Source organism: Yoonia sp. (genome assembly GCF_030731595.1).
In the GTDB taxonomy this organism is placed as follows: Bacteria; Pseudomonadota; Alphaproteobacteria; order Rhodobacterales; family Rhodobacteraceae; genus Yoonia.
The window spans coordinates 22,637-36,439 of record NZ_JANQTS010000098.1 but is presented as its reverse complement, the minus strand read 5'-3'; the positions used below and the strand labels follow the sequence as shown (position 1 = coordinate 36,439).

Below are 13,803 nucleotides of genomic sequence, written 5' to 3'. Positions count from 1 at the left end.
GAATGCAAGCCATCCCGAGTGGTGGTCCCGCCCAAGAAAGGAAGTACCGATGACAACATATGACCAAGCCTGGGTCGCGGCCGAAGAAGCCAAGCGTCAGTGGATGGCTGAACATGGTCTGTACCGTGACGACGACGAACATGCCTCTTGCGGCGTGGGTCTTGTTGTTGCGATTGACGGAACCCCGTCACGTGATGTTGTTGAAAAGGGCATTAATGCGCTCAAGGCTGTCTGGCATCGCGGTGCGGTCGATGCGGATGGCAAGACAGGCGACGGTGCTGGTATTCATGTCCAGATCCCTGTTCCCTTCTTTTATGATCAGATCCGGCGCACCGGGCATGAGCCTCTTGAAGACAAACTGATTGCAGTGGGTCAGGTCTTTTTGCCGCGTACAGATTTCAGCGCACAGGAACGCTGCCGCACAATCGTGGAATCCGAAGTGCTGCGAATGGGGCACTATATCTATGGCTGGCGTCACGTGCCGGTGAACACCGAGGTTCTGGGTGACAAGGCGAACGCGACCCGCCCCGAGATCGAACAAATCCTGATCCGCTGTGCCAAAGACATGGACGAAGAACAATTCGAGCGCGAGCTCTACATCATCCGCCGCCGGATCGAGAAAGCGGCGACAGCAGCAGGTATTGCAGGCATGTACCTGTGTTCTTTCTCTTGCCGGTCGATCATCTACAAAGGCATGATGCTGGCCGAGCAGGTGGCAGAGTTCTATCCCGACCTGATGGATGCACGGTTCGAGTCCGCCTTTGCGATCTATCACCAGCGCTATTCGACCAATACCTTCCCGCAATGGTCGCTTGCCCAGCCTTTCCGCATGTTGGCCCATAACGGCGAAATCAACACGCTCAAGGGCAACGTGAACTGGATGCGCAGCCACGAGATCCGGATGGCGTCGAACGCCTTTGGTGACAAGGCCGAAGACATCAAGCCGATCATCCCATCGGGGGCGTCGGATTCTAGTGCGCTTGACTCTGTGTTCGAGGTGTTGGTGCGTGCAGGCCGCAACGCACCCATGGCCAAAACCATGATGGTGCCAGAGGCGTGGTCGCAACAGGCCGTCGAGATGCCGCAGGCTTGGCAGGATATGTACGGCTATTGCAACGCCGTGATGGAACCGTGGGATGGTCCGGCAGCGCTTGCCATGACCGATGGTCGTTGGGTTTGCGGCGGTCTGGACCGGAACGGTCTGCGCCCCCTACGCTATGTCGTGACAGGTGATGGCCTGCTGGTGGCAGGGTCCGAAGTAGGTATGGTCCCTGTCGATGAAGCCACTGTCGTTGAAAAAGGCGCGCTTGGCCCCGGCCAGATGATCGCGGTCGATATGGCCGAGGGGCGTCTTTACCACGACACCGAGCTGAAAGATAAGCTTGCTGCGTCCCAGCCCTTTGGGGATTGGGTCGAGAAGGTTATCGATCTGAATGATCTGATGCGCGATGTCCCCGAAAAGGCGATCTTTGAAGGGGCCGAGTTGCGCAAGCGTCAGGTCGCCGCAGGCTACAGCATCGAAGAACTGGAACAGGTGCTGGCGCCCATGGCAGAAGACGGCAAGGAAATGATCGCCTCGATGGGGGACGATACGCCTTCTGCGGTCTTGTCCACGACTTATCGTCCGCTGTCGCACTTCTTCCGCCAGAACTTTAGTCAGGTCACGAACCCGCCCATCGACAGCTTGCGCGAAAGCCGCGTGATGTCGCTCAAGACGCGGTTCGGCAACCTCAAGAACGTACTGGACGAGGATTCCTCGCAGACCGAGATTCTGGTGCTGGAAAGCCCCTTTGTCGCCAACGCGGAATTTGATGAAATGGTCCGCCAGTTCGGCGACAGCGTGGCCTTCATCGACTGTACGTTCGAGGCCGGTCACGGGTCGCTGAACGCCGGTCTGCAACGGATCAGAGCCGAGGCCGAAGACGCCGTACGCTCTGGCGCGGGGCATCTGGTGCTCACCGATCAACACCAGTCCGAAGATCATGTGCCGATGCCGATGATCCTTGCGACCTCTGCGGTCCATTCGGGGCTGACGGCGCAGGGTTTGCGCACTTTCTGTTCGATCAACGTGCGCGCGGCGGAATGTATTGATCCACATTACTTCGCCGTGCTGATCGGCTGTGGTGCAACCACCGTGAACGCCTATCTGGCGCAGGATTCCATCGCGGACCGTCTGCGGCGTGGCCTGATTGACGGTAGCCTGACAGACGCCACGATGCGCTATCGCGATGCGATCAATGCCGGTCTGCTGAAAATCATGTCCAAGATGGGGATTTCGGTTCTGTCTTCTTATCGTGGGGGTCTGAACTTCGAGGCCGTTGGCCTGTCCCGCGCGATGGTGGCAGAATATTTCCCGGGAATGCACAGCCGGATTTCCGGCATCGGTACATCCGGCATCCAGACCAAGCTGGAAGAAGTCCATGCGCGCGGCTGGAAAGGTGGTTCTGACGTGCTGCCTATCGGGGGCTTTTACAAAGCCCGCCGGTCAGGGGAAAAGCACGCTTGGGAAGCGCAGACGATGCATATGCTGCAAGCGGCTTGTAACAACGCAAGCTATGCGCTGTGGCAGCAATATTCCAAGTCCATGCAATCGAACCCGCCAATCCATCTGCGCGATTTGCTGGCGATCAAGCCTTTGGGCGCGCCCGTGCCGATTGAAGAGGTCGAAAGCATCACCGCGATCCGCAAGCGTTTCGTGACACCCGGCATGTCTTTGGGTGCGTTGAGCCCCGAAGCGCATAAAACGCTTAACGTCGCGATGAACCGTATCGGGGCCAAGTCGGATAGTGGCGAAGGCGGCGAAGATCCCGCGCACTTCCACCCCGAACCAAACGGCGACAATCCTTCTGCCAAGATCAAGCAGGTGGCCTCTGGCCGCTTTGGTGTAACTGCCGAATACCTGAACGCCTGTGAAGAGCTTGAGATCAAGGTTGCGCAGGGTGCCAAGCCCGGCGAGGGTGGTCAATTGCCCGGCATGAAGGTCACCGACCTGATTGCGCGCTTGCGCCATTCGACCAAGGGCGTGACCCTGATTTCACCGCCACCACACCACGATATCTATTCGATCGAGGATTTGGCGCAGCTGATCTATGACCTCAAGCAGATCAACCCGCGCTGCAAAGTGACGGTCAAGCTGGTCAGCAGTTCAGGTGTTGGAACGATCGCTGCGGGGGTCGCAAAGGCCAAAGCCGATGTTATTTTGATTTCCGGCCATAACGGTGGGACCGGTGCATCACCGGGCACGTCGATCAAATACGCGGGTCTGCCATGGGAAATGGGCCTGACCGAAGCGCATCAGGTGCTGGCGATGAACAACCTGCGCGAGCGGATCACGCTGCGCACCGATGGTGGACTTCGCACAGGGCGTGACATTGTCATGGCCGCGATGATGGGCGCCGAGGAGTACGGTATCGGTACGGCCGCTCTGATTGCAATGGGCTGCATTATGGTGCGCCAGTGCCAGTCGAATACCTGCCCGGTAGGTGTCTGTACCCAAGATGAAGCGCTGCGCGAAAAGTTCACCGGCAATGCCGAAAAGGTCGTGAACCTGATCACCTTCTACGCCACCGAAGTGCGCGAAATCCTCGCAAGCATCGGCGCGCGGTCGTTGGATGATGTGATTGGTCGTGCTGATCTGCTGACGCAGGTCAGCCGTGGCTCTGCGCATCTGGATGATCTTGATCTGAACCCGCTTCTGATCACGGTCGATGGGGCGCACAAGATCACCTATGACCGCAACCGCCCACGCAATCCTGTCGATGACACGCTGGACGCACAGATCGTAAAAGACGCAGCACGCTTCCTGAACGATGGCGAAAAGATGCAGTTGGACTATGCGGTGCAGAACACCTTGCGCACCATTGGGACCCGCACATCCAGCCACATCGTTCAGCAGTTCGGGATGCGCAACGCGCTCCAGCCTGATCACCTGACGGTCAAGCTGCGCGGCTCTGCCGGTCAATCCTTGGGTGCCTTTGCCGCACCGGGGCTCAAGCTGGAGGTGTCGGGCGATGCCAACGACTATGTCGGCAAGGGCCTGTCAGGAGGCACAATTGTGGTGCGCCCGCCAATGGTCAGCCCGCTGGTCGCGTCTGAAAACACCATTATCGGCAATACCGTGCTTTATGGCGCGACTGCAGGCTACCTCTTTGCCGCTGGGCGCGCGGGCGAGCGTTTCGCGGTCCGTAACTCCGGTGCGCATGTGGTGATCGAGGGCTGCGGGACCAACGGCTGTGAATATATGACCGGCGGTGTGGCGGTGATCCTTGGGTCGATCGGGGCCAACTTTGGCGCGGGTATGACAGGCGGGATGGCCTATCTCTATGATCCTAAAGGCCACGCGGCAGATCTGATCAATATGGAAACGCTGGTGACCTGCCCTGTGACGGTGGCGCATTGGCATGACCAGTTGAAAGGTCTGATCGAACGGCACGCCAAGGAGACGGGCAGCCGCAAGGCCGCCGATATCCTGCAACACTGGGAAGCCGAGAAGGGCAGTTTCCTGCAAATCTGCCCCAAGGAAATGCTGATCCATCTCAAGCATCCGCTGAGCGTGGAGCAGACCGCAATCCCTGCGGAATAATGACCACGCCCCCGCAGTGAAATGCTGCGGGGGTGTCCCTTGTTCTTGACCGGTTCGCCCCGGGCATGGCTTAAGGTGCTGATGGCAGAGACGAGCACAGCGAAAAAAGGCCCGGCCAAAAAGCCGACCACCAAAAAGAAAACGACGCAAAAAACCAAAAAGGCGGGTCCTGTTGCCCGGACGTTAAGGTTCCTGCGCCGCAGTTTTCTTTGGGGGGCGCTGGGCGTTTTTGGTTTCGCACTGCTTTGGACACTGATCTACGCTGTCATCAACCCGCCCACGACCCCCTATATGATTTCCGAGGGGCGTCGGCTGGATGGGGTCCGTCACGACTGGGTGGCGATTGAGGATATCGCGCCCGTGATGGCGCGATCGGTTGTCGCTGCCGAGGATGCTAATTTCTGCCTGCATTGGGGGCTGGATGTGAACGCGATCCGCGATGCTTTGGATCGGGGGCGCGGCGGTGCGTCAACAATCTCGCAGCAGGTCGTGAAGAATGTCTTTCTGTGGCATGGCCGCAGTTGGTCACGCAAAGCAATCGAGGCCTTGTGGACGCCTCTGACGGAGGCCGTATGGTCAAAGCGGCGGATTGTGGAGATTTACCTGAATGTCGCCGAATTCGACGAGGGTGTGTTCGGGGTCCAGGCTGCGGCACGTCACTATTTTGGCGTGGATGCCTCTGACCTGTCAGAGCTGCAGGCCGCACGGCTGGCGGCGATCCTGCCATCGCCAAAGAACAGATCAGCATCAAACCCCAGCCAATTTACCCGTGACCGCACCCGCGCTATCATGAGCGGCGCGGCGACCATTGCAGCGGACGGGCGCGCGGCCTGCTTTGAAAGCTGAGCAGCCCATTGATCAGGACGGCCCCTTGCGGCATTGAGGGATAAACGATTTATGAGTATCGCATGAACACCCTGTATCATTACCCGCTTTCTCCGTTTTCCCGCAAAGTCCGCCTTTGTCTGGCTGAAAAGAAGATCGAGGTCGGTCTGGTCGAAGAAAGGTATTGGGAACAGGACGCGGATTTCTTGCGGCGCAATCCCGCCGGCAAGGTGCCGATCCTGAAAATGGGCAGTCGCACGATGTCTGACAGTGTGGCGATTTGTGAGTATCTGGAAGAGACCCATCCAAACCCGCCCCTGCTGCCCAAAAACGCGGAAGCGCGCTGCGAGGTGCGTCGGCTGGTTGGCTGGTTCGATGACAAGTTCTATCGCGAAGTGACCCTCAAGCTTACCGGCGAGCGGGTTTATCGCAAGGTCATGGGCACAGGCTATCCCGACAGCACCAACGTCAAGGCAGGCGCGCGAGCGGTGAAGTATCATCTGGATTATATGGCTGGTCTTTTGGACGAACGGCGCTGGCTGGCGGGCAACGAGATGACGATGGCAGACTTCGCGGCCGCCGCACAATTGTCCTGCCTCGACTATACCAGTGATGTGGATTGGAACCGGCATGATGTGCTCAAGGATTGGTATGCCAAGATCAAGTCTCGTCCTGCCTTTCGGTCGATCCTGGCCGATGAGGTGCCCGGATTTCAGCCCGCGGCGCATTATGCTGATCTGGATTTTTAGGGGGGCCAGCCCCCGTCCCTGCGGGACTCCCCCGAGGTATTTTGGAACAAAAGAAGCATGAAAGCGCGATTGATTGCTTTCGCGCAAGAGGTGGGTTTTGCAAAGGTAGGGGTTTGCACGCCTGATGCTGTGCCGCAAATGGCCGCGCGTTTGGCCGCGTTTGTCGAGGAGGGGCGACATGGCCAGATGGGCTGGATGGCTGAACGGATGGCATGGCGTGGCGATCCGGCAGCACTGTGGCCTGCGGCGAAGTCGGTGATTATGCTGGCCGAACCCTATACCCCTGACCACGATCCAATGGCTGTGCTGGAGAAAAGGGATCGCGCAGCTATCAGCGTTTATGCGCAAGGGCGCGACTATCATGATGTTGTAAAAAAGCGCCTCAAACACCTGGGCCGTTGGCTGATCGACCAGGTGCCAGATGCCGAAATCAAGGTCTTTGTCGATACGGCCCCGGTGATGGAAAAGCCGCTCGCACAGGCTGCTGGGCTGGGCTGGCAAGGCAAACATACTAATCTCTTGGGTCGTGATCTGGGGAATTGGTTTTTTCTGGGTGCGATTTTCACCACTTTGGCTCTGGAACCTGATCAGCCCGAAGAGAGCCATTGCGGGTCTTGCACCGCCTGTCTGGATATTTGCCCAACGGCGGCCTTTCCCGCCCCCTATCAGCTGGATGCCCGCCGCTGCATTTCCTATCTCACGATCGAGCATAAAGGGCCCGTGGACCCCGATTTGCGAGCACTGATGGGCAATCGCATTTACGGCTGTGATGATTGTCTGGCCGTCTGTCCGTGGAACAAGTTTGCGGTTACAGGGCGTGATGCCCGCTATGCCGCGCGCGACGATCTTTTGGCGCCGCCTTTGGCAGAACTGGCGGGCCTAGATGATACAGGTTTCCGGGCGCGGTTTTCGGGCTCGCCGATCAAGCGGATCGGCCGCCACAGGTTTGTCCGCAATGTCGCCTATGCGATTGGCAATTCGGGGGATCCCGCGTTGGCCGCCGCGGTTTCACCTTTGGTTGATGACCCCGATCCAGCGGTGGCCGATGCGGCGCGTTGGGCTATCTTGCGTCTCAAGGAGGTATCCCGATGATCCGTACACTTGCTTTGATAATCTTGCCGATGGCCGCCGTCGCACAGGTGGACCAAGGTCGACCCAATGCTGACTTTCGTCCCGCCTTTGCCGAACAGACCCGCGCACCAGCCTTGCCCCGCACGGATGTTGCGGTTTCTGTCTTTGCGGATGGCCTCGACGGTCCTTGGGGCATCGCGGCCTTGGGTAATGGTCAGTATCTGGTGACCGAGAAACCGGGTAGCCTGCGCCTTGTCAATCCCGACGGCAGTCTCAGCGGCCCGCTCGCCGGTCTGCCGGAGGTGGCGGACAACGGGCAAGGCGGGCTACTGGATGTGGCTGTCTCGCGGAATTTTGCGCAGGATCGTACCGTCTTCTGGACCTATGCAAAGTCTGTACCGGGTGGGCTGGTAACAGCGGCCGCGCGGGGCTTCTTGAGTGCTGACGGGCGGCTGGCTGAGGTGATGGATATCTTTGTGCAGGACAATCCAGCACGCAATGGCCGCCATTTTGGCAGCAGAATTATCCCGATGGCGGATGGCACGGTCTGGATCACCACCGGTGATCGCGGGGCGGGTGACAGCGGCACGCTGGTGCAGGATATCGACACGACACATGGCAAGGTGATCCGCGTGAATGCTGATGGGTCGGTGCCATCGGACAATCCCTTTGTTGGTCGCGACGGCAATGATCTGATCTGGTCGCTAGGCCATCGCAATATGCAAGGTGCCGCGATAGGTCCGGGTGGTTTGTGGACGGTTGAACATGGGCCGCGCGGCGGGGACGAGCTGAACCAGCCACAGGCCGGGCTGAACTATGGCTGGCCTGTCGTCAGCTATGGGATCAATTATCGCGGTTCTGATGTCGGTCAGGGCGCGGCGCGCGGGGCAGGGTTCGAAGAACCAGTCTACTATTGGGATCCCGTGATCGCGCCAGGAGGGATGATGTTCTACGACGGTCCCTATACCGACTGGCAGGGTGATCTCTTGATTGCCTCGCTGAACCCGGGCGGTCTGGTCCGGCTCAAGTTGCAAGGGGGCCGTGTGATCGGAGAAGAGCGGATGCTGACCGATGTAGGCCGCATCCGCGATGTTGAGGTCTTGCAGGATGGCGCGGTTTTGGTTCTGCTGGATGCGGGCCAAATCCTGCGCGTGAACCCGGTTTAAGCCGCCAGCTTGTGCGCCGCTGCGAAAGAGACCAGGCGCCGCGATTTTTCGTCCCAAAGGTTGAGGCCCGCACATTTAATGCTTTGCCCTATGGTCATGCGGCTGACCTGAACCAGTTCACTGTGATCGCGCAAGACTTCGGTCAGGCGATAGAACGGGATCCGGCTATACAGGTGGTGCACATGGTGAATCCCGATATTGGCCGTGAACCACCGCAGAATTGGTGGCAGATCATAGTGGGAACTGCCGTGCAGCGCCGCATCATGCAGTTGCCAATCTTCGGCCGGATCCCACTGCGTTGTTTCAAACTGGTGCTGCACGTAGAACAGCCAGACGCCAATCGAAGCCGCGATTAGGGTTGTGGGCAGGAACACCAGGAAAAGCGCCTGCAAACCACCGAAATAAGCGATAATGCCCAGAACAATTGCGATTGCGGCATTCGTCCCCATCGCGCTGATCCAATACTTGCTGCCTTGGTTCATCAGTCCCATTGGCAAACGGTTCTGTAGAATAAACAGATAGGTTGGCCCAAGGCCGAACATCACCAAAGGATGGCGGTACGCACGATACAGAAAGCGCCCGAACGGTGTGCGCTGGTGATATTCTTCAACTGTGAGGGTCATGACATCGCCGATGCCGCGCTGATCCAGATCCCCCGCATGGCTGTGGTGAATCGAATGGGTCCGGCGCCAGACGTCATAGGGGGTCAAGGTGACCACGCCCAAGGCACGCCCGACCCAGTCACTGACGTTGCGATTGCCAAAGAACGAGCCGTGCCCGCAGTCATGCTGGATACAAAAGAGCCGCAGCAGGAACAGGCCATTGGCCGCAGAAATCAAAAAGGCTGCAAGATAGCTGAATTGCGCCACCCAACAGGCCATGACCCAAAGCACTACGAAAGGAATCAGGCTGACCGCGAGTTCAAAACTGCTGCGGAAACTGCTTGGTTCACGATATTTGGCTAAAATTTGGACCCAGTCGCGTGGGGACATATTGGCGGGGGGCGGATTTTTGTCTTGCATCTACTACTTCTTATAGGGTCATGGTTTCGGATAACCTAACGTCATCATTTAGCAAGCAAAAAAGGCTTCATTGTGGTGATGCTGGGACCGAGTGTCGCGGTAAAGGGAAATGTCATGCAGCCGATCCGTGGTATCATTTTCAAGGTTTTGTCGGTTTGCATGTTTATGGCCATGGCAAGCCTGATCAAGGCGGCTTCGGTAGATGTTCCGCCCGGGCAAGCGGTGTTTTTTCGTTCTTTCTTTGCCTTGCCGATCATACTGGGCTGGCTCGCGATCCGGCACGAACTGCGACACGGTTGGAAGACCAAGAACCCGATGGGGCATTTTTGGCGCGGTCTGGTTGGAACCTCAGCAATGGGGCTTGGCTTTACGGGGCTGGGACTGTTGCCACTGCCCGAGGTTACGGCGATCGGCTATGCTGCACCGTTGCTTGTGGTGATCTTTGCGGCGATGTTCTTGAACGAGGACGTGCGCGCGTTTCGACTTTCGGCGGTGGCCTTGGGGATGGTGGGCGTCTTGATTGTCTTGTCGCCGCGTTTGTCAGTCGGCGCATCGCTCAATTCGTCTGAAACGCTGGGGGCCATCGTTGTGTTGATGGGCGCCGTGCTTGCAGCATTGGCACAGGTCTTTGTACGCAAGATGGTTGCAACCGAAAGCACCGCTGCAATCGTATTCTGGTTTACGATCACATCGTCCTTTATGGCGCTCTTTACATTGCCATGGGGTTGGGTTGTGCCGACATGGACGATTGCGGCCATGCTGGTCATGGCGGGGTTCTTGGGTGGCATCGGTCAGATACTGCTCACGTCCAGCTATCGCTTCGCAGATGCGTCATTGGTTGCCCCCTTTGATTATACCTCGATGATCCTTGCGCTTTTGATCGGCTATTTCATTTTCGACGAAGTGCCGACGGGAACCATGTTGATCGGTGCAGGTATCGTGATCATCGCGGGTGTCTTGATCATCTGGAGAGAGCGCAAGCTTGGATTGCAGCGCGCCCAACAACGCAAGGCGACCGGCACTGTCGGATCCTAAGGTGTGTCCCGCAGGAGGCCGAGGCGTCTTAGAACAGCGGCCGCCTTGGCAAGCCTGCGCCTGATGCCCGGCGGTGCGTCAGGGACGTCAAGCTTGAGTTCGGCATAAAGCGGCCAAAGATTGCGGGCGTCTTCAGGTGACAGATGTGGCGGGAGCTTGAGTGGGTCGCCGCCTTCGGGCTGCAAGAACCTCGGTGGAATGCTAAAAGGGAGCGCGCCCTTCGGTTTGGCCATTATCTTCTGGTTCAGACGCGCAATCTGCCTCGCTGTCACGTCGATGTCTTCGACCAAAAGCCGGTGCGAACGATAAGACCCCGTGTCCCAGTTTTGCAGGACAAGAGCAAAGATGTTGGATGGGCTGGGGCGCAAGGGAAGTGGTTTTGGATCATCAAGATAGGCGATTGGGTCACTGCGATAAAAGGCATGGACCGCAATAGCAAAATCGCATTCTGTCTGGCTTAGCATCCAGTAGATCAAGCTGTCGTGCTCTGGCAGTTTCGCCCGCCGGATCGTGTCGAGCCAAAGATCCTGCGGCGATGCCTTCAGGACCCGCCGCAAGGCGCGTTCACCATCTGATATTTTCTGTTTTTCGGGCAGCACTGGTTTGACTTGAATAAGAGAGCAATGAAAATGTGTAGAAATTTCAGATCGTTATTATGGCAGAAAATACAGACAGAATTTTGGCAAGAGTGCCGCGTTTTGGGCTAAAGTGTTAACAGTTGGGGGACAAAAATGCCCTTGCTCTACTTTTGTATCAAATTGATTTAAAGGTGAGCGAAATTGATCGAGATGAGTTGCTGCCGATTCTGCCGAAATGTGTTATGATCTCTTCAGATTGGAGGACATCATGACAAAACATGTATTGGATCGACCAAGCAACCTGCCAAAGGCCTTACCAGCCCAGGCAATGCGCATTGCACGCAGTTTTCAGCCACATCCGGGAACAGTTGCGCTCCAGCGGCGTGCCCGAAAGCGTGCCTTCAGCCTAAGAACCAAGTACTTCTTGCGCTTTGCGGATGGACTGCGTCCTTAGGAAAAAAGAGGGGCGCCTGTGCGCCCTTCTTGCCTGCATTCATGACACGCCAATCAGGCACGCACGAGTTTTTCATAGTCCGATGAAATCTCGCGCGTGATTGCGCCGACCTCAAAGTTGTAATCGCCGATTTGTCCAACTGGCGTTACTTCTGCAGCGGTACCTGTCAGCCAACACTGTTCGAAGCCTTCCAGTTCTTCGGGCATGATGATCCTTTCGTTCACAGTCAGGCCCTTGTCGCGCAGCATGCCAATTACGGTTTGGCGCGTGATCCCGTTCAGAAAGGCGTCTGCCTTGGGCGTATGAATTTCACCATCTTTGACAAAGAAAATATTTGCTCCGGTGGCTTCGGCCACATAGCCGCGATAATCGAACATCATCGCATCGGAACAGCCTTTTGCTTCTGCGGCGTGTTTCGACATTGTGGCGATCATATAAAGCCCTGCTGCTTTTGCCTGCGAAGGTGCAGTTTCCGGGCTGGGGCGCTTCCATTTTGCAATGTCCAGCTTGGCCCCCTTCATCTTGGCATCGCCATAGTAGTTGCCCCATTCCCAGACCGCGACAGCCAGATGCACCGGATTTCTTGCAGCAGCGACGCCCATGTCTTCACCCGACCCGCGCCATGCAACGGGGCGCACATAGGCATCGGTCAAACCATTGGCATCTAGGGCTGCTTGCTTGGCGGCCTCGATCTCATCAATCGTGTATGGAATTTCAAAATCGATCAATTGACCAGACTTGATCAGGCGTTCGGAATGCTCGCGCGACTTGAAGATTTTACCGGAGTAGCACCGCTCGCCCTCAAAGACCGAAGAGGCATAGTGCATGGCATGGGTCAGGATATGGACTTTTGCATCACGCCAATCGACCAACTGGCCATCCATCCAGATCTTGCCGTCTCGATCATCATATGCGCCTGCCATCTTTTCCTCCACAATTTTGCATTAGTTACGCAGATGGGTCCGTTTCGGACATAATCTTGCGTAGTTTCTGCGTTTCGCTAGCAGTTGATTCTTGGAATGTCAACAAAGCTGACGTATTGTGCTGTTCAGAATAGGGGAGGGCGCGCATGAGCGATGGGTTGCAGCCACAGATGGGGCAAAGCCTGCTGTTTCTTACGGACGAGCAGCTGCGCAAGGGGATTGAGGCGATGTTTTTCGCCTATCGCGGGTTTACCGCCGACCCGGACCGCATTCTTGCTGAAAAATCCTATGGTCGCGCCCATCATCGGGCGATCCACTTCATTCACCGCAGTCCGGGGACAACGGTAAACAACCTGTTGTCTATTCTTGGCGTTACAAAACAGTCGCTTAATCGTGTGTTGCGCACCTTGATAGAAGACGGTTTGGTAGCGAGCACCGTTGGCAGACAGGATAAACGTGAACGCCATTTGCACCTGACACCCTCGGGTGCGGCATTGGAGCGTGCCTTGTCAGACGCCCAGCGGGACCGGATGCGTGCTGCTTATCGTGCGGCGGGTCCGGCAGCGGTTGCAGGCTTCCGGCAGGTGCTTGAGGCAATGATGGATGAAGAGACGCGCCACCATTACGAGGCGATGAAGGATAGAGCGGAATGAAGAGTGACGACGCCCACCTGCTGATTGTAGACGATGACGAGCGTATTCGCGGCCTGCTACAGAAGTTCCTGATGCGATCCGGTTTTCTGGTGAGCACAGCCCGCGACGCAGCCCATGCCCGGCGTATCCTCTCGGGTCTGGAATTCGATCTTATTGTTCTGGACGTGATGATGCCCGGCGAAGATGGCATGTCGCTTTGCCGTGATCTGCGCAAAAGAATCACGACCCCGATTATGTTGCTGACTGCCAAAGGCGGGACTGATGACCGGATTACAGGGTTGGAAGCGGGTGCCGATGACTATCTGCCCAAGCCTTTTGAGCCCAAAGAATTGCTTTTGCGCATAAACGCGATCCTGCGTCGCGTCCCTGCGGCAGAACCTGCCGTGGTTCTGCCACGCGTTCTGAACATGGGGCCTGTCCGCTATGACATCGAGCGTGGCGAGATGTGGAACGGCGATCAACTGGTCCGGCTGACATCGACCGAAAGCCAGTTGATGCGCATATTCTCGGGCTGTCCCGGAGAAGCGGTGACACGGATGCGGTTGGTGGAGGAACTCAGCCGGTCCGGTGGGCAGACCCAAGAGCGTGCCGTGGATGTCCAGATCACACGTTTGCGCCGCAAGATCGAGGTGGACCCCAAGCAGCCACGTTATTTGCAGACGGTCCGCGGCGCGGGCTATATGTTATCTCCGGAATAGGGGGGCCAGCCCCCGTCCCTTCGGGACTCCCCCGAGGTACTTTAGAA

The 13,803-nt window shown here is 57.4% G+C and carries 11 protein-coding genes; 8 read left to right on the top strand and 3 right to left on the bottom strand.

All coding sequences use genetic code 11. The features are described 5' to 3' along the window. The first annotated feature begins 49 nt into the window (after window positions 1-49). The 5 genes from gltB (at window position 50) to NWQ23_RS11660 (ending at window position 8,393) form a co-directional block, all read left to right on the top strand. Entirely contained in the window at window positions 50-4,582 is a 4,533-nt protein-coding gene (gene gltB, locus NWQ23_RS11680; RefSeq protein ID WP_306166537.1) for a glutamate synthase large subunit, read from the top strand. A gap of 81 nt (window positions 4,583-4,663) precedes the next feature. Then, the gene (gene mtgA, locus NWQ23_RS11675; protein WP_306166536.1) at window positions 4,664-5,428 is read left to right on the top strand and encodes a monofunctional biosynthetic peptidoglycan transglycosylase; all 765 of its coding nucleotides are present in this window, start codon (window positions 4,664-4,666) and stop codon (window positions 5,426-5,428) included. 62 nt (window positions 5,429-5,490) lie between these two features. After that, window positions 5,491-6,156, top strand: a complete 666-nt coding sequence (locus NWQ23_RS11670) for a glutathione S-transferase family protein (protein ID WP_306166535.1) — start codon at window positions 5,491-5,493, stop codon at window positions 6,154-6,156. A 57-nt stretch (window positions 6,157-6,213) separates the two neighbouring features. After that, window positions 6,214-7,248 carry a tRNA epoxyqueuosine(34) reductase QueG gene (gene queG / locus NWQ23_RS11665; RefSeq protein ID WP_306166534.1) on the top strand — a complete coding sequence of 345 codons (1,035 nt, stop codon included), beginning with the start codon at window positions 6,214-6,216 and terminating at the stop codon, window positions 7,246-7,248. Next, window positions 7,245-8,393 carry a PQQ-dependent sugar dehydrogenase gene (locus NWQ23_RS11660; protein ID WP_306166533.1) on the top strand — a complete coding sequence of 383 codons (1,149 nt, stop codon included), beginning with the start codon at window positions 7,245-7,247 and terminating at the stop codon, window positions 8,391-8,393. The genes queG and NWQ23_RS11660 overlap by 4 nt, the downstream gene beginning before the upstream one ends. On the opposite strand, the gene NWQ23_RS11655 is transcribed toward NWQ23_RS11660, so the two are convergent. Beyond that, window positions 8,390-9,415 carry a fatty acid desaturase gene (locus NWQ23_RS11655; protein WP_306166532.1) on the bottom strand — a complete coding sequence of 342 codons (1,026 nt, stop codon included), beginning with the start codon at window positions 9,413-9,415 and terminating at the stop codon, window positions 8,390-8,392. The two genes, NWQ23_RS11660 and NWQ23_RS11655, sit on opposite strands and share 4 nt — an antisense overlap. A 114-nt stretch (window positions 9,416-9,529) precedes the next feature. On the opposite strand from NWQ23_RS11655, the gene NWQ23_RS11650 reads away from it, so the two are divergent. Continuing rightward, on the top strand, window positions 9,530-10,450 hold the full coding sequence (locus NWQ23_RS11650; protein ID WP_306166572.1) for a DMT family transporter: 921 nt from the start codon (window positions 9,530-9,532) through the stop codon (window positions 10,448-10,450). Here the strand turns inward: NWQ23_RS11650 and NWQ23_RS11645 are convergent. Together NWQ23_RS11645 and NWQ23_RS11640 are read right to left on the bottom strand one after the other, a co-directional pair. Next, window positions 10,447-11,007, bottom strand: coding sequence for a hypothetical protein (locus NWQ23_RS11645; RefSeq protein WP_306166531.1), 561 nt, complete (start codon window positions 11,005-11,007; stop codon window positions 10,447-10,449). The two genes, NWQ23_RS11650 and NWQ23_RS11645, sit on opposite strands and share 4 nt — an antisense overlap. Before the next feature lie 528 nt (window positions 11,008-11,535). After that, complete coding sequence (locus tag NWQ23_RS11640; protein ID WP_306166530.1) at window positions 11,536-12,405, bottom strand: branched-chain amino acid aminotransferase; 870 nt, start codon at window positions 12,403-12,405, stop codon at window positions 11,536-11,538. Between the two features lie 146 nt (window positions 12,406-12,551). On the opposite strand from NWQ23_RS11640, the gene NWQ23_RS11635 reads away from it, so the two are divergent. Together NWQ23_RS11635 and NWQ23_RS11630 are read left to right on the top strand one after the other, a co-directional pair. Continuing rightward, on the top strand, window positions 12,552-13,058 hold the full coding sequence (locus NWQ23_RS11635) for a MarR family winged helix-turn-helix transcriptional regulator (protein ID WP_306166529.1): 507 nt from the start codon (window positions 12,552-12,554) through the stop codon (window positions 13,056-13,058). Next, on the top strand, window positions 13,055-13,756 hold the full coding sequence (locus NWQ23_RS11630; protein ID WP_306166528.1) for a response regulator: 702 nt from the start codon (window positions 13,055-13,057) through the stop codon (window positions 13,754-13,756). The genes NWQ23_RS11635 and NWQ23_RS11630 overlap by 4 nt, the downstream gene beginning before the upstream one ends. Window positions 13,757-13,803: the final 47 nt, after the last annotated feature.